The following is a 25,200-nucleotide window of genomic DNA, read 5'->3' on the forward strand; positions in this document are numbered from 1 at the left end:
TCGTTTGACTTCCAGGATATTCTTAATTAATATGGGTGTAGATGAATCGGGCGATGGAGTTCGCCATTAACCGTCTTTTGCAGACTAATGACTCCTACCAGTGAAGTTTTGGCTGGTAGGAGTCTGTTTTATTATGGGATAAATCTGGGTTATAGGAGTATGGGCGTGATGAGGAATTGGCGAGAACGATGGATGGCTTATGCGGGAAAGAGAAGCCAGTTGGCCATTTGGACCACGGTTGTAAAATGGATCATCCTGGGGAGCTGTGTCGGCATTTTAACCGGGACAGCCTCGGCGTTGTTCCTGAAAAGTCTGGATTATGTTACAACGCTACGCATGGAGCATTCATGGCTGCTGTTTTTGCTGCCGCTTGGGGGCGCGCTGGTCAGCTATTTATATTTTCGATATGGAAAGGACAGTGCCAAGGGCAATAATCTGATCCTGGAAAATATCCAAAGTGGAGGAGCGCCAATTCCACTTCGTATGGCACCGCTTGTGCTATTCGGAACGCTCGTCACCCATCTGTTCGGCGGTTCTGCCGGGCGAGAGGGAACTGCGGTGCAGATGGGTGGCAGTCTCGCCGACAGCTTCGGCAGATGGATTCGGATCAGCCCGCTGGATCGTAAAATCCTGTTGATGTGCGGGATCAGCGGGGGCTTCGGTTCTATTTTTGGCACACCACTGGCCGGAACATTATTTGGGCTTGAAGTGATTGCGCTTGGATTGATCAGCCACCAGGCACTGCTACCTTGCTTCGCAGCCAGCTTCGTTGGTGATCTGGTCGCCACGAAGCTGTGGAAGGTGCATCATATTCATTATGCCGTCAGCGAGTTTCCTGCACTCGGCTTCCTGGTTGTGTTAAAGGTGCTGCTGGCATCTGTGATCTTCGGGCTGGTCGGCATGCTTTTCAGTCAGCTTACTCATTTTTTGAAAGTGCGTTTTACATTGTTGATCAAGAATCCGATGGTAAAAAGCGCACTGGGCGGATTCATTATTATTGCCTTGGTGTACCTCGTGGGGACTAGGGAGTATCTGGGTCTGGGCCTCCCGCTAATCGCGGATTCTTTTCAAGGAGAAGTCTCTCCATTCGCATTTCTGTGGAAACTGATCTTTACCGCGTTTACTCTGGGGAGCGGATTCCAGGGAGGAGAGGTAACGCCGCTGTTCGCAATTGGCGCAACACTGGGCCATACCTTGGCCGGACTGCTGCATATGTATGGTCCTTTTCTGGCTTCGCTCGGCTTTATCGCTGTGTTCTGCGGCGCGACGAATACACCGATCGCTTGCTTCCTGATGGGGATTGAGTTGTTTGGATCTGGCGGAGCCATCTATATGTTTATGGCCTGTGTCGTAAGTTATCTCTTCTCCAGTCATACGGGTATTTATACCTCACAGCTGATTGGAGTTTCGAAGAGTCATTTGATTTCAGTACCGGAAGGGACTACTCTAGCTTCGATTAAAGAATTGCTTAAGGTGAAGCGCGAGAAACGGGATGAAACTTAGCCTGCAATCCATTTTCTAATAAGTAAAAAAATGTTATAATCGAGAAGAGGGTGGTGATAATAATCATGAGTGCTCTTTTAGTGATTGGTGTTATCATTGCAGTTGTTGGCCCGTTAGCCTGGTCCTTTGTTGCTGTTGGAAAACGTATATCCGCTGAAGAGAAGAAGGCAGGAAGAGATCTTACGAATGAGATCAATCCTTTCACAGGCGGAAAATAACTTGCATGCCCCTGCTTAAGTAGCGGGGGTTTTTGTTATGGAGAAAATGGAGGGAGTATGAAGAAAACATTAGAAACTGCCTGACACTAGGTGATGCGGGAAGAATAAGCGGAATTGTGAGGGAGGAATTAGCTGCTCTACGATCTGATGTGGTTACGTTTGTTGGAGATTCTCAAAAAGATCGGCAGAGCAGCCATCAAAGCCAATTAATGAAATAGAGCTTTAGTCAGGTAAGGCAAAGCCTAAATATTAGTCCGTATCGAGCAACTCAAGCTTTTCAAGAATTTTAATCGTTGTTAGAGCGGACAACCTAACCGCTAGTTCTACATTACCAGTTAGTACGCCTTCATTTTCCAAAGCTTCTTTATTCTTTGAAAATACTTCTTCAGTTACCTCATTCACAAGATTAACGACGATATCTTTATTCAATTGAATACCTTCCTTCTTGATATTTTACCGATACCTTATATTTCGTCAGAATACAGGAATTTTATTTAGGTCTATAGGTTCAAAATTAAGTATGATAGCGATACTATGGATATCTTTTGTATTTAATAGTCTTTTTTTAATAAGAAATATTTCAATTTTATATACTTGCTGCTGATTAAAAGGGGATTATCATGAAGGTATATAGAAAATGCAATCGGACAATAACCCGCGAGTCAGAAGATGCCTGCAATTGGATGGGTAAATAATAGGATGGGCTATCTATCTATGTATAAGATAATGCCAGCTACATTAACCCACCATCAATAACGCTTCGATGAAAATAGCTCTCTATTCCAAATTAGGTGCATTTTTGTATCTTAATTTTCCCTTCAGTAGAGAAAAATGGAATATAAGAGCATTATTGTACCTTATTTTAGGAGAAATAAGCCCATAGAGCATATTTGGAGGAATTTAACATACGAAAATGCACTTATATAGCTAAACCTTTAGCTGCAGCTGAATTAAGGTACAAAAATGCTGCTATTTACATTTTGGGCGCGGTTAAAAACAATGTTACTCTTCAAGCGTTGTTTGTTACTACATTCGATTACTTCAAGTTATTGTTGATTATGATCTTAACGTTGGTGCTCCAACACAAAAGTGCCCGGACGCGTATAACGCGTACCGGGCATTTTAATAGTTACTGGTTTGCAGACTGTATGGAGAAATCGACAACGCCCTTTTCACCGAACAAATTGCTGTAGCATTGAGAGGTACACCTATGTTAATTTTGTGCAGATTGTACGAACGAACCGACAACGCCCTTTTCACAGACAAATACCCGCAGCATCGAAAGATACGCCTTAACCGGTTGGCTGAGGAACCGCGGTTATGAATAATCGCTACCTGCCTGCTCAACACGGGATGAATAATAGGGATGGCGCGAATACTACCGTCATTGTACAGATGGATCAGCGACTTGGATAAGACGCTAACGCTTGCTCCGGATTTGATGAGGCTGAAAATAGAGTCTATGGTGTTAGTCTCGATAAATGGCTCCAGTGAGAAGCCGGAGGTACTACAAGAGGCGTCTATTAACTGGCGGCACCGGTGCTCCTTCGGGAACATGATGATCGGCATCGTCTGTACCTCAGCAAATTCAACAGAAGGCGAGTCGGCTAAGGGATGTCCGGCTGGCACGGTTAAATAGAACTGTTCCTCATACAGGGGATCTGCTCTAACCGGTCGTCTTCGACGGGCAGGATGGTCACAGCGATATCCATCTCATTTTGCAGAATCGGGTCTACGACATTTTCAGCGGCAACGATTCTGATCTTGATCTTTGGAAATTGGCGATTGAACTCCACCAGTAGCAGTGACACGAGATGATTCAGTTCGCCTGGAAGCGAGCCGATCGTAATGGTACCCTGTTCGCCATCCTGCAATTCCTCCAGTTGCTCTTTAGCGCTGTGCATTACATTGAAGATGGTACACGCATGGGTATAGAGTATAGATCCAACTGCTGTGATGGCAATTTTCTTACCAATCCGGTCAAAAAGCGGTATGCCAAGCTCGTCCTCCAGCGCCTTGATCTGATGAATAAGTGTAGGCTGGGTAACACCCAGCTTGTCTGCCGCACGCGTAAAATGTAGCTCATCGCAGATGGCTTTAAAATATTCGAGTTGCCGTAGTTCCATGTGTCCGTCTCTCCCTGTTACATTATCGCTGCCTACTATAGCAGAAGCCCTCTTGACAGGCAAATGATTTAATACTTTATAGACACGATCCGTTATAATAAGCAATGCGGAATGTCAGCAAGGGAGAGGGAGAGATGAAGATTAAGCGGATAATTTGGAAATGGTTCAGTGGAATGACGTTCAAGAGCAAGCTGCTGACTGTCTTTATACCTTTAATTGTCGTGTCGCTTAGCATTTTGGGAGTGGTATCCAGTGAGATTTTTAGCCGTTCTCTCATCAACCGTAGCGTTAATGATGTAATTGATCAATCGAGTCTGATTATCAATAAGCTGGATTCCATTACGAAAAATATGGAGATTTGCTCCAATATGCTGGTCACGGATGTGAACCGGTTATACGATAACTTTCCCATTGAACGAACAGCTGTAGAGGAGAATCAATTCCGGTTGACGATGCAGAGCCGCTTGGCGATTGATCTGTCATTGTTCGCGGAAACAGATGCAGCCGTTTTCATTGACAGTAACGGTAAAATTTATACGTCCTATCCAGCACGAAATGATGAAAGCGAAGCCATTCGCAGTGGCGTTCCTGAGGAACTGCTGAAACAGGGCAACTATGGCTCAGCTTACTGGTTTCCTATGCAGAAAAGGAATTACATGACACCAAATCCTGATGTACCTGTCCTAACACTAGGAAAGGTAGTTATTAACATCAACACTGGGGAACGCTATGGCACGTTATTCCTAATTATTAAAGAGCCTACCCTGTCAGCTTCTCTTGTAAGCGGGAACAATATTAATCAAAAGAACTATTTTCTCGTGGACGAGCGCCGGATCATCGTGGCCAGCCCGGACAAGGAGCAAGTACTGACCCCAATTACGAATCCAACAGAGCTTGCGCTGCTCAAATCAACATCAGAGCAAACAGAGACGGCTACCCGAAATACAGATGGCAAGAGACTAATTACGGTTACAGATTATCCGGGGATGCAGTGGAAGCTGCTTAATGTAGCGGACCTGGATGTTCTGACGAAGGATGTTGGCAAAAACACAAAGCTCACAATTCTGATCGGCTTCACCTGTCTTCTGTTGTCTTTGCTGGGGGCCCATTTTCTCTCCAAGGTGGTCCTGAATCCACTGCAGGATTTGACGAAAAGAATGCGCCGGGTCATGGACGGTAACCTGTATGTAGAAGCACCAGTTCACACCAATGACGAAATCGGTTTGATTTCCCGTGTGTTTAATTCCATGATCAAGCAGATTCAGGAGCTGCTGCAGAATAAGGAGAAGGAACAGAAGCGGAAGCGAGAATATGAGCTGGCATTGATTACTTCTCAGGTGAAGCCGCACTTTTTGTACAATACGCTGGATACGATTTATATTCTGAATGATATGGATCGTAATCAGGAGGCTCGGGATACAACCAAGGCCTTGGCAGATTTTTATCGGGTGGTGCTTAGCAAGGGCCGTGAGCTCATTATTCTGGATCAGGAAATCAAGATGACTACCGACTATTTGTCCATCATGCAGATGAGATACCCCGATGTGTTCCAGTATGAGATTCGTATCCCGCAAGAACTTCGGAACACGCCGATTCCGAAGTTATCGCTCCAGCCGTTGGTGGAGAACGCTATCTATCATGGCCTTAAGACCAAAGGGGAGCGTGGACTCATTGTTATCTCCGCAGTGAAAGAGAAGGCGAAGATCATCCTCCGCGTGGAGGACGACGGAGTGGGAATGAGTGAGGAGCAGCTGAAAGAGGCTTGTTGCTTCCAAGAGGAGGACAAGGTGGTTAAATCCATCGGCGTTTATAGTGTTCAGGAGCGAATAAAATTGTATTTTGGAGCAAAATACGGTTTAACCATATTCAGTGAAGAGGGAAAAGGAACAAGGGTGGATATTACTGTTCCAGGCGGAAAAACAGGAGGGAAAGCGGATGTACCGGATTATGATCGTGGACGATGAACCCTTGTTTCGAGATTATTTACGGATGAAAATGGATTGGGAAGACTATGGCTACATGGTATGCTGCGAAGCCCGCAATGGTAAAGAAGCGCTGGAGGAAGCAGAGATTCATCGCCCTCATCTGGCCTTGATTGATATCAACATGCCGTTCATGAACGGCTTTGAGCTTGCAGAGCAACTGAAGATACGTTTCTCGGAGATGACGATTGTCTTCGTGACAGGCCACAATGAATTTGAGTATGTCCAGCAAGCGGTTCGTCTGGGCGTTCATGATTATTTGTTAAAACCATTTAATCGGGAGGAGCTCGCGGCCATGCTGGAACGGATTCAGCCGAAGCTGCCGAAGCTCCAAGAATCGCCCGAAGAAGCACAGGCTGCTCTGCAGAGTGCTGATGTCAATAACAAGCAATACCCTGCAGCCGCGATTCAGGAGAGTATCCTGATCTCGTTGCGACTTAGTGACCAGGACACATTAAGTGAGGTAAAGCGCGCCATTCAATCGCTTCGCTCCCATGATTTGAACAGCGAATACGTCTATACGATGCTTATGGGGCTGGTCTCGATCGGACTGTCCTTTGCCGGAGAGCGGGGAGTAGCCTCAGAGCATCTGCTGGAGAATCTGACTGGGTCGTCTCCTGACAAGAATCTCCGCGGGTGTGTGACCTGGGATGAGATAGAGGTTTGGTTGCTGAGCTTTTTCGAACGGCTGATTGGCTTGACGGAGAGCACAAGACAAACCAAGTCTTATAAGCTTTACAGTGATGCAAAAGCATATATTGAACAACATTACACCGAAGAAGAGTTATCCGTTGAGGCTGTTGCTGCCATCTTATTCGTGGACCCCAGCTATTTGCGGCGCGTATTCCGCAAGGAATCCGGTTATTCGGTGCTGGATCACATCACCCATATCCGAATGAAAAAGGCTAAGGAACTGATCCAGAAGGGGAATATGAAGCTATCGACGATTGCATACGAAGTGGGATACAGTGATCCGAATTATTTCAGCAAAAGCTTCAAAAAGAAATTTGGCATGACGCCTACAGAGTTTGAACAACTGAGGTAAAAGGGAGCCGGGTCTGCCCGGCTCTTTTGCATGAATATGGGAATTTACATGTTCTACGCTATAAATTATCCTTATATTTCTCGCTGAAACGGATACCTTCCCTTAGAGTCGGCATTGCTGATTCTACTTGTTGTCCCGTTTTTTACTTATCCGGCCCGTTTTGCTCATTCTGCAAAAGGCACAGATCATTTTATAATGAAAGCGCAAACAAGAAAGCGCTAACTAAATTAAGCTACAGGGGGAAATAAAGATGAAGAGCACATGGAATAAAACGTGGGCTGGAGTACTTGCATTGACACTGGTTGCGTCCCTGACCGCCTGTGGCGGCGGATCTTCTTCAAACAAACCGACTAACACAGGCACTTCAGGAGGAAGTGAAGCCGGAGCGAATGAGAAAGTCAAACTGAAAGTGTACGCACAACATTTTGATGATGATACCGCCAAGCCGTTTGATTACGCAGTTGAAGAACTGAAGAAGGAAATGCCAAATGTGGAGATTGAGCTTGATCCTGCAGTTCAAGACGGATTCCAGAAGCTGAAAACTTATGCGGCGACAGGAAATCTGCCTGATATCTACTATACAGATTGGAACACACTACAAACCTTCTCCAAATCCCAAAACGTACAGGTACTCGACGATTATGATACGACCAAAGAATACAAGGCAAATCTTAATCCAGGTGTGGAATCCCGTATGGTTGCTCCAGATGGTCACGTATATGCCTTCCCGGATACAGGTGTAGAGTTTGAGCTTCTGTATTACAACAAGAAGATTTTCCAAGAAGCTGGCATTTCGGTTCCAATCAAAACGATTGACGAACTTGCCGAAGCAGCCCAGAAATTAAAGGCTAAGGGTTATGTACCACTCTCCATCTTTGCCAAAGAAAAATGGATCACTACAGCGTTCTACAATGCCTTCTTGACACGTGAGGATGGCATCGGAACAGGCGTATTTGAAAAAGGTGACCCGAAGGAAACGCCGCAAAGCGCAGTTACTGCCGCTGAGCAAGTGAAAAAGCTGCAACAAGCCGGGTTACTAGATGTTAATGCAACTAATACGAACTATGACCAAGCCTCTTCAATGTTCTATACGGGTAAATCGGCTATGCTTATCAACGGTCAATGGGAAATTTACAGCGCACAAGAAAAAATGGGTGACAATGTAGACTTCATGTACTGGCCTGCTAAAGACGAGCAAACCTATGAGAACATGAAATTCCAAATGAACGGCTCCGGTGGACCACAAGGATATGCTGTATCCTCCAAGAGCAAAAATATTGATGTGGCTGTTAAAGTAGCGGCTTTCATCGCCAAAAAATCGGCTGAGTACAAATTTACGGTACTAGGTAACCCGATCGTTGCACCGAAGATCGATAAGCCTGTTACGGCAACAGATATTCCGGCAATGATGAAGCGCCTGACTACGGATGTACTGCCTAACGCTAAGGGCTACGCTGTAGCGGTCAGCAAGTTGAGCATCAGCACGGCGATTGATGATAATACGCAAAACCTGCTGGTTGATGGATTTAGTGTAGACGACTTTGTTAAAAATATGAATCGCGCTTTGAGCAAATAAAGAAAGAGCTACAGAGAAACGTTTAAGAACCCTGGACTTCAAGCTTCGGCTTGGGGCTTCCGGGGTTCTAAACCAGAGAATATTTATTTTGGAAAGGAGCTGTGGAGGGTTATGAGACAGTACTTGGGCAATAAAAAAGCGATTCTATTTTTCCTTCTGCCCGCCATGCTAATCTACACCGTAATTATTATCTATCCCGTGCTGCAAACCGTTTACCGCAGTTTTTATAACTGGGACGGACTCAGTGAAGCTACCTTCAATGGGCTAGGGAATTTCCGTGATTTATTCACGGACCCGCTGCTCAAGACATCGCTGAAGAACGGCGGGATTTTCGCTTTAGTGCTTGTTGTGTTTCAGATCGGCTTGGGTACGATTTTGGCTCTGGTCTGTGCAGACGTTAAGGTAAAGGGACGCAAGCTGCTTAAGACGGCTTACTTTATTCCGGTTGTATTGTCTGTGACGGTTGTCTGCCAGCTCTGGATTGCGATCTATGATCCGACTAACGGGCTTATCAATCGCCTGCTGCAAATGCTGGGTATTCCTTATCAGCAGCATTGGTTAACTTCACCGACTAAATCGATTATCGCAATTGCATTTGTCAATGCATGGCAGTTCATGGGCTATCAATTCGCACTCCTGTATGCAGGCGTCAAGTCGATTCCTGAACAATACATGGAGGCCGCGACGATCGATGGCTGCAGCAAATGGAAGGCCCACTGGAAAGTGACACTACCGCTAATGAAAGAAACGTACAAGTTCTGCTTTACAATCGCTATCACCGGCGGGATTAGCGCCTTTACACAAATGCTGATCATGACCAACGGTGGACCGGGAACGAGCAATTATACGATGACCTTCATGGTATACCGTTACGCTTTCTTGGAAAGCAACTATGGTTATGCTTGCGCCGTAGCGGTAGTTCTGGTAATCATTTCGCTCATTGCAACGGTGGTTATCAACAAAGTATTTGATCGTAACGAGGCGGTCTAGGCAGAAAGGGGAACGTGACATGAAAAAGGCGTTAGGCGTACTTTACCAGGTTCCGCTGTGGATCTATTTTATCGTTTCGGTATATCCGCTAGTCTGGATGATTTCATATTCATTGAAAAATAACGACGAAATTTTCTCGACCAATCCGTTTGGCTTACCGACACACTTCCGCTTTGAGAACTATGTGACTGCATGGTCACAATTCAATATTCCAAAATACTTTATCAACAGTATTGTAGTTTCATCCATTGCTACAGTCTTCATTCTGCTCTTTGCGTTGATGTTCGCCTTTGCTGTAGCCCGGCTGACCTGGAAGTTCAGAAATGCCGTTCGGATCTATATGCTGGTCGGGATGTTTATCCCGCTTCAGGTCATTATGATTCCGCTGGCGATTCTGGTTCGGGACTTCCATTTATCTAATACGTATGGAGCACTGATTGTTCCTTATATAGCCTTAGGGCTTCCGTTCTCAACCATGATATTCTACGGATTCATGCGTGGAATTCCAACGGAGATTGAAGAAGCGGCTTGTATGGATGGTGCGAATATCTACCGGATGTTTATGCAAGTGATCATGCCGATGGTTATGCCGGCTATTGCAACGGTTGCAATTTTCCAATTCCTTACGAACTGGAACGAATTCACCCTTGCATATATCCTGATCTCTAATGAAGCGATGAAAACTCTGCCGCTCGGTCTCTTGTTCTTCCAAGGACAATACAGCACGGACTGGGGCGGAATGGGTGCCGTAATGACGATGGCTTCGCTGCCGATGATCATCGTGTATCTGTTCTTCAGTGAGCAGGTGGAACGAGCAATGACGGTCGGCTCTGCGGTTAAGGGATAGGCGAAACAAGCTGAAACTTAGTAAGGCTAAAAACTTTCTGTCTTTCGAGACAGAGAGTTTTTATTGTTTTTTGAAATGAATCGCCCCTATGCTATAATGTTCAGAAAAACAAACGCAGGAGACTGAAATGACTACATTGATTGATAAAATAGCTTTGGTTCATATCGTTGAAGGTCGTGTGCTGGCTGCCCGCTCCACCGGAAAAGATACCTACTATCTGCCTGGAGGGAAACGTGAGCCCGGCGAGACCGATGAAGAGACGCTTGTTCGTGAGATAGAGGAGGAATTGTCCGTTCAGATTAAGCCAGAGACGATCTCGCCATTAGGGACCTTTGAAGCAGGGGCACATGGAAAAGCGGAAGGTGTGACTGTGCGAATGACCTGCTATACTGCGGAATTTGAAGGGGAGTTAGCCGCCGCCTCGGAAATTGAGGAACTGGCATGGTTAACCTACAGCGATCGGGATCGCGTCTCCGCCGTCAGCCAATTGATTTTCGACAAGCTGCATGAGTTGAAGCAGTTATTCTAAATGAAGTCCTGAATGAAATTCTACACGAAGTTCTGAGTAAAAGTCCGTTTACAGCCTATAATAGGCGTAAAGCGGGCTTTTTTTGTTCAAATATAAGAATTTATATGTTTCACTGTATAAATCATCCTTATATTTCTCGCTGAAACGGATACCGTCCCTTAGAGGACGGCAAAGCCGTTTCTACTTGCTGAAAGCGGAATTTACGAATTAAGGACAGATGTCCTTCCCGGAATGCCCCGTAATGTCTTTTAATTAGTAGGAGAGTTAAATGAAGGAGAGAGACGAGAGATGAGAGGAATTATTTTTGCATTTTTGGGTGGGGCCTGCATTACACTGCAAGGTGTCGCTAACGCGAGAATTAGTCAGGATATTGGCACCTGGCAGGCTGCAACAATCACTCAGCTGACCGGATTTTTGATGGCATTGCTTATCCTGCTATTCGTACGGGATGGTAAGAAGGATGGCTTTAAGAAAGTGAAGCCTTTATATTTGCTGGGAGGTTCGTTCGGAGCTATTGTTATTTTCACTGAGGTTACAGCGATTCAGATGATGGGTGTGACCTATACGATCTCTGCGCTGCTAATCGCCCAGTTATTCCTGACGTTCTTAATTGATGTTCGCGGATGGTTTGGGGTTAAAAAACTGAAGCTGCGGGTACCGCACTTTATTGGCATCGGGATGATGATCGCTGGTGTCGTAATTATGAAATTCTAAAACTGTAATACACAAATGGGGGATACACATATGTTAGCGGGAATACTACTGGCGCTTATTGCGGGTTCGTTTGTCGCCCTGCAAAATATTTTCAACAGCAAAGTTAATCAACATACCGGTTCATGGTCGACCACTACATTGGTACTCGGCATGGGCTTCATCGCTTCACTGATCATCAGCCTGATTGTTGAAGGAAAAGGCACCTTTGCGCTGCAAAATATGCAGCCATGGTATTGGATCAGCGGAATGATCGGCGTTGGCGTTGTGATCTGTCTCGTTCAGGGAGTGAAGCTGCTGGGGCCTACCTTCGCGATCTCCATCGTGATGACTTCACAACTCGCTTTTGCCCTGCTATGGGATTCTATGGGGTGGCTTGGACTAGAAAAGGTTCCGTTTAACTTTAATCAGTTTCTTGGAGTACTGGTCATTGTCGGCGGAATTATTGTGTTTAAATTTGGAGGTAAAGCGAAAGGGACAGAAGCAGCACAAGCACCTGTCCTTGGCAGAACGGGTACACAGGAGTAAATCTTACTGTATAGAAATGCAGAATAAGTCATAATCCTCGTTGCTGCGAAGCACCTGATGACGCAGACAAGAGGTTTGAGCACCACCTTAGACCCCGCACCGGCGCGCCGGGGAGGCGCACACGTTGCGGGGGAACTCTTACAGTACTTCGTGCAAATTGTATCCATTGACTTTAACCGAACGATCATTTAAGGTGAGGTCATGAGACATAAAGACGAAAAAAAGAGTAAAGCCATCTTTGAAGCAACGATTAAACTATTGAATGAAATTGGATTTTCGGATATTTCCATGTCCAAAATTGCCAAGGTGGCGAACGTCTCCTCGGCAACCATCTATGTGTATTTTGAAAATAAGGAGGATATGTTAGCCAAGCTTTACGTGAAGGTTAAGGAGAAAATGAGCCAGCAGATGAGCAAGGGACTGGATGAATCCCTGTCTTCCCAAGAATTGTGCGAGCAGCTTATGCGAAATTCTCTGGATTTTATCATGAACAACAAGGATTACTTCCTGTTGCTGGAACAGTATCAGCACTCTCCCTATGTTGAACGGCTATGCCTGGATGATACGTCATCGATGTTTGTTGGGCTGTATGAACTATTCGACAAAGGGAAGCAGAAGGGAGAGCTTAAAGCGCTGAACACTATGCTGCTCTTGTCCTACTGTTATCTGCCAGTCACGCATTTCGCCAAAACGGTATTCAAGGGGCAACTGGAGGGCAGCGAAGAGAATTTCCAGCAGATTATTCGTATGAGTTGGGATGCGGTTCGCTCCTAGATGGAGAAGCTGCTACTATATGTATGACCGAAGAAGTGTTTTACTGGGGGAAGCTAGAGAATATTTAGCACACAACGGATGACATCCAGGCGCATATAGGCGGTAAAAGAGTCTGCAAATAAAAGAACCCTGTCGCTAACCGACAGGGTTCTTTTTGGTTATGGGGGGACGCAAGCCATTAATTTGCACTATACCATTCCTTAGCCTCTGTCTTGCCGAGTCTCCAAACGACAAGGACCGGCAGGATGATGCCAACCAAGAATCCGAAGTTATGCCAGACAAAGTACTCCACGATCCGTAGAAGAATTAGAATGCTGGCGAGTACGATAGCATGGTTACGCCGGGAGGGAATGGGTTGTCCCAAGCGGCTTGCGACCCAAATGGCGACCAAGCCAAAGAGGATCATGATCGCGGCCAATGTCATTTTCAGAGAATTATTACTGCCAATGGAATAGAAACCGTTGAAAAGGTTAACAACCGCTGCGAGATATAAAAGGATTTGCGTCAGCATCACCGCTTGCGGCTTCTGACTGCTTGTCCGAAGATTGCTTGACATATGGATCACTCCTCTTCAATAGGTGAATATGATCACGTTGCTGAGAGTAATTTTTCATCGTCGCTATTAGCCGTATGACTATTCATAAAGGAACTTCACCTCTTTTTGATTCCCTGAACCACGTTGTATTATTCCTCTGACTCGGCCACAGGTGAGGTTTGTTGCACGTACGCAATAAAGCGTTTGGTAGCTGGTGAGAGGTAACGATCTTTGCGCCACTTCAGCCCAATCTCCCAGTACCAGCCCTCCTCCTGGATGGGAATCCAGGCCAAGCCATCGAGCATGAGGCCCAGCGTCTGAGGAAGAACAGACACCCCGAGTCCGGCTTTGATAAAGCCGGCAACCGTAGCCAAATCCTCAGCGTCATATGTGGAGGTCAGCATAAAGCCTGTACTTTGAAAACGAGAGGTTAGGGTAGCCTTCAGGCCACAGTTGTTCTTGAGTCCGACAAAGGGTTCTCCTGACAGCTCCAGCAGGCTCAGTGATTCACGTCCGGCAAAGGGGTGAGTGGAGGAGACAACGATATACAGGGGCGTTTTCTCGATGATGATCCATTCATGATTGTCCATGATGGTTTCCCTGGAAGTGATCATCAGATCAGAGTGACCGGTCTCCAGATGCTCATCAATATCGCCATTGTTGCCTTGCTTTAGTTCAAATCTCACTTCTGGATGGTTTAAGCGGTAGTCCCTGATAAGAGAAGGAACTCGGTCTACGCCTAAGATGTTCAAATAAGACATGGAGATGACACCTTGGTCGGGATGAATCCATTCCTCGATTTCCTGCATCCCGTTCTTGATGTCCTGCAAAGCTTGTTCCACCCATTTCACGAACATTTTCCCGTAACGATTCAGTTGTATATTGCGTCCATTACGCTCGAAGAGCGGAACACCGAGCTCGCTCTCCAGCTTGGAGATCGAATGGCTTAATGCAGGCTGGGTGATGTTTAAAGCCTTGGCAGCCATGGTCATATGTTGCAGACGGGCAGCAGTCAGGAAATATTCTAGTTGGGTAAGCTCCAACTTCGGCACCTTCTTTTATATGAAATATATTAATGAATTTGATTATAACTATGAATTAGACAATATAACAAGTCGGAGGATAAGATTACAGTGAACTTGATGAACAAGTGCATTTGCCTAGTCGGCATAAATAAATAGCAGGAGGATGAATCATGAATACATTTTTGAAAAATCCGTTAAACGAGTTTGCAGGAAAAACGGCGCTGGTTACCGGTGGGACGAAGGGAATGGGTAAAGCCATCGCCAGCAGACTGGCTCAAGCCGGAGCCACGGTGATGACCAGCGCCCGCTCTGTCCCCGACGAGTTGGTGGACGCTAGCTTGTTCGTCCAAGCTGACTTGGCTACTCCTGAAGGGGTGGAGAAGGTCATTCAAGCGGTGAAAAGCCGTTTTGGCAGCATTGATATTGTGGTGCACTGTGTAGGTGGATCGACAACTCCCGCCGGGGGCGCGCTCGCCTTGACCGATGAAGATTGGTTGCATGAGCTGAGCTGGAATCTGCTGGCTGCTGTTCGCCTGGATCGGGGCCTGCTGCCGCTGATGGTCGAGAAGAAGGCCGGAGCCATCGTTCACATCTCGTCAATCCAGAGAGTTCTGCCGTTGCACGAGTCGACCTTGGCGTATGCTGCTGCCAAAGCTGCGCTTACGAACTACAGTAAAGGGTTGTCCAAGGAGTTTTCGCCCCGAGGCATTCGTGTAAATACGGTAGCTCCTGGTTTTATCCAGACGGAGGCTGCTGATGCTATGATAGACCGTCTTGCTATTCAGACAGGCAGCAGAGAAAGCGCACTGGAAGAATTGTTGCAATCCCTTGGTGGCATACCGCTTGGACGTCCGGGTACCCCGGCAGAGGTGGGTGAACTGATAGCTTTCCTGGTATCGGATCGGGCAGCGTCAATCACGGGCAGCGAATTTGTTATTGACGGCGGAACGATTCCGACGGTCTAATTATTTATCCGGGTGGGCATAACCATTCATGAAGTGTGATGGAGAAGGAATCCTCTCGGTCAACGGCACAGAATCTTAGGAAGAGAAGCACCATCAGATTGTGCGAATACAGCAAGAAAAGGCGGGGCAAATGCCCCGCCTTTTTCATAGCGTTTAATCTATGCATCTACCGCGAAATAGTTCATCCCCATCGCTTCGCGTACCTCGAGCATCGTTTCTTTGGCGGCCAGACGAGCTGTCTCTGTACCTGATATCAGAATTTCATCCACGCGTTTGGGATGATTCTGGTACGTTACACGCCGCTCCCGCATCGGCTCCAGCAGCTCATTAATGGTAGCGAAAATCTTTCTTTTACACTCCGAGCAACCGATCTGCCCTTTAGTACAGTCTTCATGAATTTCCTGTGCGCCTTGCGGGCGGAAGGCCTGATGATAAGCGTAGATTGGACAGATGTCAGGGTGACCGGGGTCGGATTTGCGGATACGGGCAGGGTCCGTAGTCGCTTTTTGAATCTGCTGGCTGATTTCCTCCGGTGTGGAGTCCAAATAGATGGCATTTCCAAGACTTTTGCTCATTTTGCTGTTTCCATCCAGACCGACGAGACGAGGGATCTCGCCCACGAGGGCTCTAGGTTCGATTAATACGGGTTTATATAACTGATTGAAGCGGCGGACGATTTTGCGGGACTGCTCGATATGGGGAAGCTGGTCTTCACCCACTGGCACCAGTGACGCTTTGCAAAAGGTAATATCTGCGGTCTGGCTCACCGGATACCCGAGGAAGCCGTAATACATATCCTGAAAGCCGCGTTCTGTTGCCTCTGCCTTGATTGTGGGGTTATGGCGCAAAGCGTTCACCGTTACGAACATGGAGAAATAAGCTGTTAATTCGGCAATCTCCGGGATCAAAGACTGCACCAGGATGGTAGCCTTCTCAGGCTCAATTCCCGCCGCCAAATAATCCATAGCCACCTGACGCAGATTGCGCTGAATCAGTTCAGGCTGATCGAAGTGGGTCGTGAGGGCCTGCACATCTGCAAGCAGTAAAAAGGTGTCATATTGATGCTGCAATTCTACCCGGTTCTTCAGACTTCCGACGTAATGTCCAAGATGGAGCTTTCCTGTAATCCGGTCTCCGGTTAATATACGTTCTTTCATGAATAATCCTCCTCAATAATAGGTTTGTGCGACTGAAATTACGGAACCACCAACCATCGTCCATGGACATCACCCCCTTTAAAAAATACAAAAAAACCCCGTCCGCAAAGGACGAGGTTATCGTGGTACCACCTTTTTAACCGCTATATAAGCTGAACTTAAGAATTTGGCTCCGTTAGATTCCTAAGTTCACTTTCTATATAAGCGGTTCACTAAAAGTACAGGAAGACGCCATGAATAGGCGGTCTTGCGATACTCCTCTCTTGGTAACGGGGAGAGACTCCCGGCAGCGCCTACTTAGGGTTCAGCGTAGCGACTCAGAAGCCCATTCGGCATCAGGTGAGGATCGGTTCACAGCGGCCACCGACTCTCTGGACCTCAACATCTGATGCGTACTTACTCTTCTTCAACGTCGTTTATCCGTTTCACATTGCTATTACAATAAGCCATTTCATGTTAAAAATCAACGCCTCAGGCTTTAAAATCTTCAATTCGTTCAGGACTGGCGTCTGCCAGGGCTTGGCGGAGACTATCTGCTCCATGCTCCCGGTAGCTCGGTGTACCCGGCTGCTGACGCCAGGACTCGTCCAGTCCGCCAGCATCTACAGCGTCAAAACCCAGCTCTTCGACAAGCTGAAGTACAATTGCCTTGGCAGCGGGATCATCCCCGGCTACCGGCAGGGCAATGCGGTTAGGTGAACCAGCGGGTACTCCGCGTTCAAGCAGATTAGCAGCGGTAATCCCATTGAATACTTTATTGACGGGGCGTTTCAAGTACTGCTCGACCCACCGGCTTTCCGGCAAGCCAGCCTCGATCTCCGCAATCAAACCGTCTCGTTGACGGGGATAATAATTCCCGGTGTCAATAATGACAGCGTCTGGTGCAGTGTGATCTAAGATCCCCTCGGGAAGATCAGGAATATTCTTTTGCGGAATCGTTACAATGACTAACTCTGCTCCACGGGCGACTTCTGTAACTTCTTGAGGCGTGGCGCCAGTCTCTGCTGCGAGGTCTGTCAAGGTGTGAGGTCCGCGGGAATTGGCAATTGAGACTTCATGTCCAAGCTTGGTAAGACGACGGGCAAGATTTCCACCGATATGTCCGGCTCCAATAATGGCAATTTTCATATATTCCGACTTCCTTTCCCGATTTAATATGGTATAACATCTTCACTGTAACAGAGAAGTATAGCACTGTAAACAACTTCTTGACTGAACGTTACAAATTATCTATACTGTGATTTATTATTGTTTGGAAAGGAGGACTATTGTCATGACCAGAGGTGGGCGACCACGAGAATTTAAAGATACGGCGGTGATCGACGCAGCCATGGAAGCCTTTTGGATAAACGGATATGAAGGCTGCTCTACTGAGGATTTGTGCAAACAGACCGGCCTTGGAAAAGGCAGCTTGTATAATGCATTTGGCAGTAAGCATGAGTTATACGAACAAGCCCTTCAGCGGTATCATGAGCAGGGCATTCAGGAGCAGAGCGAGCTTTTGCAGCGTCCGTTGCCATTGAAAGAAAAGCTGCGGGGACTACTGGAATGGGCCGTTCAGGAGGATTTCTCTGAAACAGGGCGCCGGGGCTGTCTCTTGATTAACGCAGCCATGGAACGGGCAGGGGTTGATCCGATGGTGGAGCAGGTGGCAACGCGGCATATCGGATTTTTAGAGGAGATGCTTTCTGGACTGATGGAGCAGGGGATTGAGACTGGTGAAATCACTTCAGGGAGAGCAGCCAAAGAACTAGCAGGTATGTTTCTCAGCAGCTATTACGGACTTCGTGTACTTAACAGTTCCGCACAGAATCGTGATTTGGCCAACACCATTGTGGAAGGCACATTGGCAGCTATTTACTAGCCGGGTATCCGGCACTTTTTTTTGCGCTAGAATTGTACCGATCATTACAATACTTAGATTTTACAATAAATTATGAAAAGAGGAGATTGAAATGCCATTTGCAATCTATGTACTTAGCTTGGCTATTTTTTGTATGACCACCTCAGAATTTATGGTAGCCGGAATGATGAATACACTTGCCGCAGAATTCGGAGTAACCGTATCAGCAGTAGGGTATCTTATTACCGCCTTTTCGGCAGGGATGGTTGTGGGTGGGCCGTTGCTCACCGCAGCTTTGCTGAATACACCAAGGAAAAAAGCATTTATTACCCTAATAGCAGTCTTCTTCGTCGGACAACTGCTTGGTGCTGTGGCGGAGAGCTATGCGCTGATGATGGTCTCACGTATTATTACCGGTATAGCCTCATCGGCAGCCTTCGGTGTATCGATCTCCATCTCTGCTTCGCTCGTGGATGAGAATACCCGCGGACGTGCGGTGTCAATTATCTTCGGTGGTCTTATGATCGCTACGGTTCTCGGTACTCCTGCGGCAACATGGGCTGCGGAAGCTTATGGATGGCGATTCAGCTTCTGGGCAGTCGCGATTCTTGTCTTGCTATCAGGAATGACCGCCTTGCGGTTGATTCCGGTATTGTCTACGCCCGAACCTACAAGTTTGCGGCATGAGCTGAAATCCTTTCGTAACCGTGGTCTCTGGGCAGCTTATCTGACCAGCTTTCTCATTATTGGGGCGACATTTGCAGCGTTCAGCTATTTTGCGCCTATTTTCACCGATTTGACAGGCTTTTCTGCAGCCTCGGTTCCACTGCTCTTTGTCGTTTATGGAGCTGCGACTGTGGTAGGGAATTTAATTACGGGCAGACTGGCCGATCGATATATGATGCCACTGCTGACCATAGGTCTGATACTCTTGTCGGTAGCGCTCCTTGCATTTGCCATTGGTGCACATGAACCGGCTGTGGTGATAGCGGCTGTTATCGTCATTGGACTTGCCGGGGTTCCCATGAACCCGCCTATGGTGACCAGGGTTATTAGAGCGGGAGGAAGTGGTCTTATGGTAAACACCATTCATACCGCGATCGTTACTTTTGGTGTAGTGATAGGCTCGTCAGTCGGGGGTCTGGCCATTAGCGCCGGTTATGGTCTGGTCGCACCGCTCTGGATAGGGCTTATCCTTGCTCTAGCCGGTGTAATCTCCCTACTGCCATTTTTGCTCGGGTTCTCCCGTAGTAAAGTGGTGGAAATAAAGTGATCATTCACAGGCTATGCTAAGCCACAGGTATATTTTTTAAAAGGGGATGTCTTGACATGGAGTGAACTCCATGGGATAAGATGCAGAAGAAATGACAAGCTTGGGTGATAAGCTGCCCAGTTGAAAGGAGCGAAAGATGGAGTCTGTGTACAGTATTGCAGACATTGCCCGGGAGACGGGCCTGACTTATGATACGATCCGTTATTATGAGAAAATCGGGCTGGTGCCGCCTTCAGAGCGGACGGAGAATGGTCAACGCCAATACGGGAAATTGGATCTGGAACGGTTCATATTCATCGTGCGGCTGAGACGAACCCGTATGCCGATAAAATCGATTGAACGCTACATGCAACTGGCGATGGATCAGCAGTATGAGAGCTGTTATAACGTATTGCTTGAGCATAAGCAGCAGATTGACCAGCAACTGACAGAAATACAGTCTACGCTTGAGGTTATGAATTTCAAGCTGGAGCATTATCAGGATATGATGAGGCTCTCAGAATTAGGAGGAGAAAACTTTATGAACAATTATTCTTATTATACGGCTACACCGCAAGCACCGCTTCCTTCCGGATTTGGAGTGACTACTACAGCCGAAGAAGCACTTGGAGGTCGTGATCTGACCGGGAAAATCGCTATTGTCACTGGTGGCTATTCCGGTATTGGTCTGGAAACGACCCGAGTACTGGCGAAAGCTGGTGCTACAGTAATCGTGCCTGCAAGAACGTTAGAGAAAGCCCGGGAAGCACTGGCGTCCATTCCGCGTGTAGAATTGGAAGAACTGGATCTGATCGATCCGGCATCCATTGATGCCTTTGCCCAGCGATTTTTAGATTCCGGACGTGCATTGGATATCCTCATCAACAATGCAGGAATTATGGGACCGAAAGTCACTCACGATGCGAGAGGGTATGAGGCTCAGTTTGCCACTAATCACTTAGGTCACTTTCAATTGACAGCCCGCTTGTGGCCAGCGCTCAAGCAATCAGGCAACGCCCGGGTAGTCTCGTTGTCTTCTATCGGGATTCATATTTCTGGTATCGACTTCGATGATCTGAATTTTGAGAACCGGCCTTATGATAAATACGTGGCTTACGGTCAATCCAAAACGGCGAATTCACTGTTCGCTGTTGGACTGGACCGTCGAGGGCAGCCGCATGGCATTCGTGCATTTGCCGTTCATCCCGGCTCGATTGAGACAGACTTGGCACGGGATGTCTCGGAGGAAGAACTGACTGCTACTAGCAGCCAATATACCTTCATCACTACAGAACAGGGGGCCGCGACCAGTGTCTGGTGTGCTGCCAATCTACAGCTTGAAGGCAAAGGCGGAGTATATTGTGAGAGTGTGGATATCTCAACGCTTGTCCCGGATGATGCTCCCTTTGGACCTGGCGTGCTACAACGGGCCATTGATCCCGGTTTGGCAGAGCGTCTATGGCTGCTGAGTCAGAAAATGACTGGCATGACCTTCGATAGCTAATGCTATTTTTGGAATGTGAATGGAATCATTCCTGATTGTATTATAAGGACAAAAACAGGCCGGAGGAAAGAATCTCTGGCCTGTTTTTTTGCTGTGAGCCTAAGTAGTAGATGGAACACTGTGGAAGTAGGACAGAAGCATCACATACAGGAAATTGGGCATGGTGTGAAATTCCGACTTTTGGATTATTTACCTCAATTATCATGGAAACGCCTATATTTACCGTAGAATTGCCACTTATTTCTAGATCGATGATGCCTCTATAATGAGTGTGAATGTCATAGAAGGGAGGAGCGCCTGCGATAACAGATTGTTTAAGTAAGAGCGGGTTGGGCAAGAGGTGGTAAGCGCTTTAAAGAATGGATGCATTGTTTTGTAACCGCTAACAACTCGTCCATTGATGGGATTAAAGCTTTTTACGTACTTACACATCACCTGAGGAGGAATATAATGCGCAACAAGTATGTTGTATGGTCACTCGTATTAACAATGCTGATCTCGAACTTATTCCTGACCGTTGGATCTCCTGAACCTGTATCGGCTGCCGGTGGACCAAACCTGGCACTGGGCAAAAATGTTACTGCGAGCGGCTACACTCAAACTTACAGTCCGAACAATGTGAATGACAGCAATCAAGGGACTTATTGGGAGAGCACGAACAATGCATTCCCTCAATGGATTCAAGTGGATCTTGGTGCCAATACAAATATTGACCAAATCGTATTGAAGCTGCCAACGGCCTGGGGTACACGGACACAAACGCTGGCTGTTCAAGGCAGCACGAACGGTTCAACGTTCTCGGACATTGTCGGCTCTGCGGATTATGAATTCAATCCAGCCGTTGCTGGCAATTCAGTTACCATCAATTTTACTGCCACGAACACACGTTATGTTCGTTTGAACGTGACGGCCAACACCGGTTGGCCAGCAGCCCAATTTTCCGAATTTGAAGTGTACGGTGCCAGTGGCCCAACGCCGACTCCGTCGCCGTCCGCAACGGCAACTCCGGTGCCGACTGCATCGCCAACCGCTGTACCTACGGCGTCGCCAACAGCCACACCAATAGTAACTCCGTCGCCAACGACCGCACCAACGGTCGCTCCTACGCCAACACCGACCCCTACGCCAACACCGACTGCAACACCTGTACCTACTGCAACGGTGACCCCGTCCCCAACGGCTAGTCCGACCGCAACGCCTACGCCACCAACAGGCAGTAACATTGCAATCGGCAAAGCGATCACTGCCTCTTCCAGCACTTTGAACTTTGTAGCTGCGAATGCTAATGATAACAACACCAACACGTACTGGGAAGGCGGCAGCAACCCAAGTTCGCTGACGTTGGATCTCGGTGCGAATCATAACATCACTTCCATTGTGTTGAAGCTGAATCCTGGTTCTGCTTGGAGCACACGGACACAAACCATTCAAGTGTTAGGCCATAATCAAGACACTACAACCTTCAGCAATCTGGTTGCAGCACAATCCTACACGTTCAATCCCGCTTCCGGTAATACAGTAACGATTCCGGTTACAGCAACGGTTAAACGTCTGCAATTGAACATTACAGCCAATTCCGGCGCGCCTGCCGGACAAATTGCTGAATTCCAGGTATTCGGAACACCGGCACCGAATCCCGATCTTACAGTTACTGGAATCTCTTGGACACCGACTTCTGTAGTTGAGAATAATGCAATCACATTGAATGCAACCGTCAAGAATATCGGTTCCGCAGGTTCCCCAGCTGCTAAGGTGAACTTCTATCTGAACAATGAGCTGGCCGGGTCTGCGACAGTAGGTGCTTTGACAACAGGGTCATCGGCCACAGTATCTGTGAATGCGGGTACCAAGACTGCCGGTACGTACACGGTCAGCGCTAAGGTAGACGAGAATAATGAGATCATCGAAGAGAATAAAGCAAATAACAGCTACACACATCCATCTTCACTGGTTGTTGCGCCAATTACAAGCTCCGATTTGGTCGGTACAATCTCTTGGACCCCTAGTAATCCAACAGTCAACAATCCAGTAGCATTTACTGTTAACCTGAAGAATCAAGGGAATCTGGCTTCGGCCGGGGGAGCTCATGGTGTTACAGTCGTTCTGAAGAACGCCGCTGGAACAACTGTTCAGACTTACAATGGTACTTATAACGGTACACTTGCGCCGGGAGCATCGGTGAATGTCAGTGTAGGTTCCTGGACAGCAGCAATTGGGAACTACACGGTGACGACTACCGTTGAGGTAGACGCCAATGAAGCTCCGGTTAAACAAACCAACAATGTCAGCACAACTAATCTGACCGTATACTCGGCTCGTGGTGCTAGCATGCCTTATACCCGGTATGATACGGAAGATGCTACCCGAGGTGGAGGTGCAACACTCCAGACCGCTCCGACCTTCGATCAAGCACTAACCGCATCGGAAGCCTCCGGGCAGAGTTACATTGCTCTTCCTTCTAATGGTTCCTATGTACAATGGACTGTTAGACAAGGGGAAGGCGGCGCGGGTGTGACGATGCGTTTCACTATGCCGGATTCAGCCAATGGTATGGGCCTTAACGGAGCACTGGATGTGTACGTGAATGGTACTAAAGCCAAGACGGTTCCGTTGACCTCTTACTACAACTGGCAGTATTTCTCCAGTGACCAGCCAGGAGATACACCGGGTGCAGGACGTCCGCTATTCCGTTTTGATGAGGTTCACTGGAAGCTTGATACAGCCCTTAAAGCCGGAGACACCATTCGTATTCAAAAGAACAATGGTGACAGCCTTGAATATGGTGTGGATTTCCTCGAAATCGAGCCTGTTCCTGCGGCCATCGCCCGTCCGGCCAACTCGGTATCCGTAACCGATTTCGGTGCGGTTGCGAATGATGGTCAGGATGATCTTGCAGCCTTTGAAGCAGCGGTTCAATCCGCGGTTGCAACCGGCAAGACATTGTACATTCCTGAAGGCACATTCCATTTAAGCAGCATGTGGAAGATCGGTACGCCAGCCAACAAGATTAATGATATTAAGATTCTGGGTGCAGGAATTTGGCACACGAATATCCAGTTCACTAACCCGAATATTTCAGGCGGCGGAATTTCCTTCCGTGTTCAAGGCAAGCTTGATTTCAGCAATATCTACATGAATTCCAATCTTCGTTCACGTTATCACGAAGGTGCGATCTACAAAGCGTTCATGGACAATTTCGGTAAGAACTCCATAGTCAGCAATGTCTGGGTAGAGCATTTTGAGTGCGGCTTCTGGGTGGGTGACTATGCCCATACACCAGCCATCATCGCTGATGGTCTGGTCATTGAGAACAGTCGGATTCGCAACAATCTTGCTGATGGTGTGAACTTTGCTCAAGGTACCAGCAACTCTACAGTTCGTAACAGCAGCATCCGTAATAACGGTGACGATGGTCTGGCGGTATGGACCAGTAACGTCAACGGTGCGCCGGCAGGCGTGAACAACACGTTCTCCTTCAATACGATTGAGAACAACTGGCGTGCAGCAGCGATTGCCTTCTTCGGCGGCAGTGGTCACAAAGCCACCAACAATCTGATCGTGGACACTGTGGGCGGCTCTGCAATCCGCATGAATACCGTATTCCCTGGATACCATTTCCAAAATAATACAGGTATTCTGTTCTCCGATACTACTATAATCAACAGTGGTACGAGTAAAGACCTATACAATGGTGAACGTGGAGCAATAGATCTTGAAGCCTCCAATGATCCCATCAAGAACGTAACATTTACCAACATTGATATTCAAAGAACACAGCGCAGTGCCATTCAGTTTGGATATGGCGGCGGGTTCCAGAATATCGTGTTCAATAACATCAATATTAATGGCACAGGTCTGGATGGCATTGAGACATCGCGATTCACATCACCACATAAGGGTGCAGCAATTTACACCTATACCGGCAACGGCTCAGCCACATTCAACAACCTGACAACCAGCAACATTGCCAATCCTAATATCAACTTGATTCAAAATGGTTTTAACCTTACCATCAACAATTAATAGTAAAGCCACAAGCAGGGTACTCTTCGGAGTATCCTGCTTTTTTCATTGGTTTAATCCGTAGGAA

General features: G+C 47.3%; 21 protein-coding genes, 1 pseudogene, 1 riboswitch and 1 other annotated feature. Of the genes and pseudogenes, 16 read left to right on the forward strand and 6 right to left on the reverse strand.

Translation table 11 applies throughout. The annotated features are described in order from the left end of the window. The first annotated feature begins 40 nt into the window (after nucleotides 1-40). A riboswitch (Fluoride riboswitch) is annotated at nucleotides 41-104 on the forward strand. Between the two features lie 64 nt (nucleotides 105-168). After that, a complete protein-coding gene (locus HPT30_RS17555) occupies nucleotides 169-1,503 on the forward strand; it encodes a voltage-gated chloride channel family protein (protein WP_175372653.1) in 1,335 nt (444 codons plus the stop codon). A gap of 65 nt (nucleotides 1,504-1,568) precedes the next feature. Next, nucleotides 1,569-1,721: a hypothetical protein gene (locus tag HPT30_RS17560; RefSeq protein ID WP_175372654.1), complete on the forward strand. Its 153-nt coding sequence runs from the start codon at nucleotides 1,569-1,571 to the stop codon at nucleotides 1,719-1,721. A 249-nt stretch (nucleotides 1,722-1,970) separates the two neighbouring features. On the opposite strand, the gene HPT30_RS17565 is transcribed toward HPT30_RS17560, so the two are convergent. Both HPT30_RS17565 and HPT30_RS30990 read right to left on the reverse strand, forming a co-directional pair. After that, nucleotides 1,971-2,150, reverse strand: coding sequence for a hypothetical protein (locus tag HPT30_RS17565; RefSeq protein ID WP_066369436.1), 180 nt, complete (start codon nucleotides 2,148-2,150; stop codon nucleotides 1,971-1,973). Between the two features lie 693 nt (nucleotides 2,151-2,843). Beyond that, nucleotides 2,844-3,847, reverse strand: a pseudogene (locus HPT30_RS30990) (LysR family transcriptional regulator). A gap of 134 nt (nucleotides 3,848-3,981) precedes the next feature. Between HPT30_RS30990 and HPT30_RS17580 the strand changes: the two are divergent. The 9 genes from HPT30_RS17580 to HPT30_RS17620 all read left to right on the forward strand — a co-directional run bounded on the left by HPT30_RS17580 (nucleotide 3,982) and on the right by HPT30_RS17620 (nucleotide 12,829). After that, nucleotides 3,982-5,811, forward strand: a complete 1,830-nt coding sequence (locus HPT30_RS17580) for a sensor histidine kinase (protein WP_175372656.1) — start codon at nucleotides 3,982-3,984, stop codon at nucleotides 5,809-5,811. Further along, nucleotides 5,783-6,874: a response regulator transcription factor gene (locus HPT30_RS17585; protein WP_175372657.1), complete on the forward strand. Its 1,092-nt coding sequence runs from the start codon at nucleotides 5,783-5,785 to the stop codon at nucleotides 6,872-6,874. The genes HPT30_RS17580 and HPT30_RS17585 overlap by 29 nt, the downstream gene beginning before the upstream one ends. Nucleotides 6,875-7,124: 250 nt before the next feature. After that, nucleotides 7,125-8,450, forward strand: a complete 1,326-nt coding sequence (locus HPT30_RS17590; RefSeq protein ID WP_175372658.1) for an ABC transporter substrate-binding protein — start codon at nucleotides 7,125-7,127, stop codon at nucleotides 8,448-8,450. Nucleotides 8,451-8,561: 111 nt separating this feature from the next. Beyond that, nucleotides 8,562-9,440, forward strand: a complete 879-nt coding sequence (locus tag HPT30_RS17595) for a carbohydrate ABC transporter permease (protein ID WP_175372659.1) — start codon at nucleotides 8,562-8,564, stop codon at nucleotides 9,438-9,440. Nucleotides 9,441-9,459: 19 nt separating this feature from the next. After that, nucleotides 9,460-10,287, forward strand: coding sequence for a carbohydrate ABC transporter permease (locus tag HPT30_RS17600; RefSeq protein WP_175372660.1), 828 nt, complete (start codon nucleotides 9,460-9,462; stop codon nucleotides 10,285-10,287). Between the two features lie 127 nt (nucleotides 10,288-10,414). Beyond that, nucleotides 10,415-10,816: an NUDIX hydrolase gene (locus HPT30_RS17605; protein WP_175372661.1), complete on the forward strand. Its 402-nt coding sequence runs from the start codon at nucleotides 10,415-10,417 to the stop codon at nucleotides 10,814-10,816. 288 nt (nucleotides 10,817-11,104) lie between these two features. Continuing rightward, the gene (locus tag HPT30_RS17610) at nucleotides 11,105-11,530 is read left to right on the forward strand and encodes a DMT family transporter (RefSeq protein ID WP_175372662.1); all 426 of its coding nucleotides are present in this window, start codon (nucleotides 11,105-11,107) and stop codon (nucleotides 11,528-11,530) included. Between the two features lie 30 nt (nucleotides 11,531-11,560). Next, the gene (locus tag HPT30_RS17615) at nucleotides 11,561-12,055 is read left to right on the forward strand and encodes a DMT family transporter (RefSeq protein WP_175372663.1); all 495 of its coding nucleotides are present in this window, start codon (nucleotides 11,561-11,563) and stop codon (nucleotides 12,053-12,055) included. A 201-nt stretch (nucleotides 12,056-12,256) separates the two neighbouring features. Continuing rightward, on the forward strand, nucleotides 12,257-12,829 hold the full coding sequence (locus tag HPT30_RS17620; protein WP_175372664.1) for a TetR/AcrR family transcriptional regulator: 573 nt from the start codon (nucleotides 12,257-12,259) through the stop codon (nucleotides 12,827-12,829). Nucleotides 12,830-13,007: 178 nt separating this feature from the next. Here HPT30_RS17620 and HPT30_RS17625 read toward each other — a convergent pair whose 3' ends face one another. Both HPT30_RS17625 and HPT30_RS17630 read right to left on the reverse strand, forming a co-directional pair. Next, nucleotides 13,008-13,385: a hypothetical protein gene (locus HPT30_RS17625; RefSeq protein ID WP_175372665.1), complete on the reverse strand. Its 378-nt coding sequence runs from the start codon at nucleotides 13,383-13,385 to the stop codon at nucleotides 13,008-13,010. Between the two features lie 128 nt (nucleotides 13,386-13,513). Continuing rightward, nucleotides 13,514-14,407, reverse strand: a complete 894-nt coding sequence (locus HPT30_RS17630; protein ID WP_175372666.1) for a LysR family transcriptional regulator — start codon at nucleotides 14,405-14,407, stop codon at nucleotides 13,514-13,516. 152 nt (nucleotides 14,408-14,559) lie between these two features. Between HPT30_RS17630 and HPT30_RS17635 the strand changes: the two genes are divergently transcribed. Next, nucleotides 14,560-15,354 (forward strand): SDR family oxidoreductase, encoded by a 795-nt coding sequence (locus HPT30_RS17635; RefSeq protein ID WP_175372667.1) that lies wholly within the window; start codon nucleotides 14,560-14,562, stop codon nucleotides 15,352-15,354. 158 nt (nucleotides 15,355-15,512) lie between these two features. On the opposite strand, the gene trpS is transcribed toward HPT30_RS17635, so the two are convergent. Continuing rightward, the gene (trpS, locus tag HPT30_RS17640) at nucleotides 15,513-16,511 is read right to left on the reverse strand and encodes a tryptophan--tRNA ligase (RefSeq protein ID WP_175372668.1); all 999 of its coding nucleotides are present in this window, start codon (nucleotides 16,509-16,511) and stop codon (nucleotides 15,513-15,515) included. A gap of 104 nt (nucleotides 16,512-16,615) precedes the next feature. After that, nucleotides 16,616-16,930: a binding site (T-box leader), on the reverse strand. A 52-nt stretch (nucleotides 16,931-16,982) separates the two neighbouring features. Continuing rightward, on the reverse strand, nucleotides 16,983-17,639 hold the full coding sequence (locus HPT30_RS17645; RefSeq protein WP_175372669.1) for an NADPH-dependent F420 reductase: 657 nt from the start codon (nucleotides 17,637-17,639) through the stop codon (nucleotides 16,983-16,985). 145 nt (nucleotides 17,640-17,784) lie between these two features. Between HPT30_RS17645 and HPT30_RS17650 the strand changes: the two genes are divergently transcribed. The 4 genes from HPT30_RS17650 (at nucleotide 17,785) to HPT30_RS17665 (ending at nucleotide 25,133) form a co-directional block, all read left to right on the forward strand. Continuing rightward, nucleotides 17,785-18,375, forward strand: coding sequence for a TetR/AcrR family transcriptional regulator (locus HPT30_RS17650; protein ID WP_175372670.1), 591 nt, complete (start codon nucleotides 17,785-17,787; stop codon nucleotides 18,373-18,375). Between the two features lie 91 nt (nucleotides 18,376-18,466). Continuing rightward, complete coding sequence (locus HPT30_RS17655) at nucleotides 18,467-19,627, forward strand: MFS transporter (RefSeq protein WP_175372671.1); 1,161 nt, start codon at nucleotides 18,467-18,469, stop codon at nucleotides 19,625-19,627. A 136-nt stretch (nucleotides 19,628-19,763) separates the two neighbouring features. Continuing rightward, entirely contained in the window at nucleotides 19,764-21,110 is a 1,347-nt protein-coding gene (locus HPT30_RS17660) for an SDR family NAD(P)-dependent oxidoreductase (protein WP_175372672.1), read from the forward strand. 450 nt (nucleotides 21,111-21,560) lie between these two features. Continuing rightward, complete coding sequence (locus HPT30_RS17665; RefSeq protein WP_175372673.1) at nucleotides 21,561-25,133, forward strand: discoidin domain-containing protein; 3,573 nt, start codon at nucleotides 21,561-21,563, stop codon at nucleotides 25,131-25,133. Nucleotides 25,134-25,200: the final 67 nt, after the last annotated feature.

Source organism: Paenibacillus agri (assembly GCF_013359945.1).
Lineage (GTDB): Bacteria > Bacillota > Bacilli > Paenibacillales > Paenibacillaceae > Paenibacillus_AQ > Paenibacillus_AQ agri.

Bases quoted from the DNA above. Each gene is read 5' to 3' on its own strand.
- HPT30_RS17560 (WP_175372654.1), top strand. From the start codon at position 1,569: ATGAGTGCTCTTTTAGTGATTGGTGTTATCATTGCAGTTGTTGGCCCG.
- HPT30_RS17555 (WP_175372653.1), top strand. From the start codon at position 169: ATGAGGAATTGGCGAGAACGATGGATGGCTTATGCGGGAAAGAGAAGC.
- HPT30_RS17600 (WP_175372660.1), top strand. From the start codon at position 9,460: ATGAAAAAGGCGTTAGGCGTACTTTACCAGGTTCCGCTGTGGATCTAT.
- HPT30_RS17610 (WP_175372662.1), top strand. From the start codon at position 11,105: ATGAGAGGAATTATTTTTGCATTTTTGGGTGGGGCCTGCATTACACTG.
- HPT30_RS17615 (WP_175372663.1), top strand. From the start codon at position 11,561: ATGTTAGCGGGAATACTACTGGCGCTTATTGCGGGTTCGTTTGTCGCC.
- HPT30_RS17580 (WP_175372656.1), top strand. From the start codon at position 3,982: ATGAAGATTAAGCGGATAATTTGGAAATGGTTCAGTGGAATGACGTTC.
- HPT30_RS17605 (WP_175372661.1), top strand. From the start codon at position 10,415: ATGACTACATTGATTGATAAAATAGCTTTGGTTCATATCGTTGAAGGT.
- HPT30_RS17585 (WP_175372657.1), top strand. From the start codon at position 5,783: ATGTACCGGATTATGATCGTGGACGATGAACCCTTGTTTCGAGATTAT.
- HPT30_RS17665 (WP_175372673.1), top strand. From the start codon at position 21,561: ATGCGCAACAAGTATGTTGTATGGTCACTCGTATTAACAATGCTGATC.
- HPT30_RS17650 (WP_175372670.1), top strand. From the start codon at position 17,785: ATGACCAGAGGTGGGCGACCACGAGAATTTAAAGATACGGCGGTGATC.
- HPT30_RS17635 (WP_175372667.1), top strand. From the start codon at position 14,560: ATGAATACATTTTTGAAAAATCCGTTAAACGAGTTTGCAGGAAAAACG.
- HPT30_RS17625 (WP_175372665.1), bottom strand. From the start codon at position 13,385: ATGTCAAGCAATCTTCGGACAAGCAGTCAGAAGCCGCAAGCGGTGATG.
- HPT30_RS17590 (WP_175372658.1), top strand. From the start codon at position 7,125: ATGAAGAGCACATGGAATAAAACGTGGGCTGGAGTACTTGCATTGACA.
- trpS (WP_175372668.1), bottom strand. From the start codon at position 16,511: ATGAAAGAACGTATATTAACCGGAGACCGGATTACAGGAAAGCTCCAT.
- HPT30_RS17595 (WP_175372659.1), top strand. From the start codon at position 8,562: ATGAGACAGTACTTGGGCAATAAAAAAGCGATTCTATTTTTCCTTCTG.
- HPT30_RS17645 (WP_175372669.1), bottom strand. From the start codon at position 17,639: ATGAAAATTGCCATTATTGGAGCCGGACATATCGGTGGAAATCTTGCC.
- HPT30_RS17620 (WP_175372664.1), top strand. From the start codon at position 12,257: ATGAGACATAAAGACGAAAAAAAGAGTAAAGCCATCTTTGAAGCAACG.
- HPT30_RS17655 (WP_175372671.1), top strand. From the start codon at position 18,467: ATGCCATTTGCAATCTATGTACTTAGCTTGGCTATTTTTTGTATGACC.
- HPT30_RS17660 (WP_175372672.1), top strand. From the start codon at position 19,764: ATGGAGTCTGTGTACAGTATTGCAGACATTGCCCGGGAGACGGGCCTG.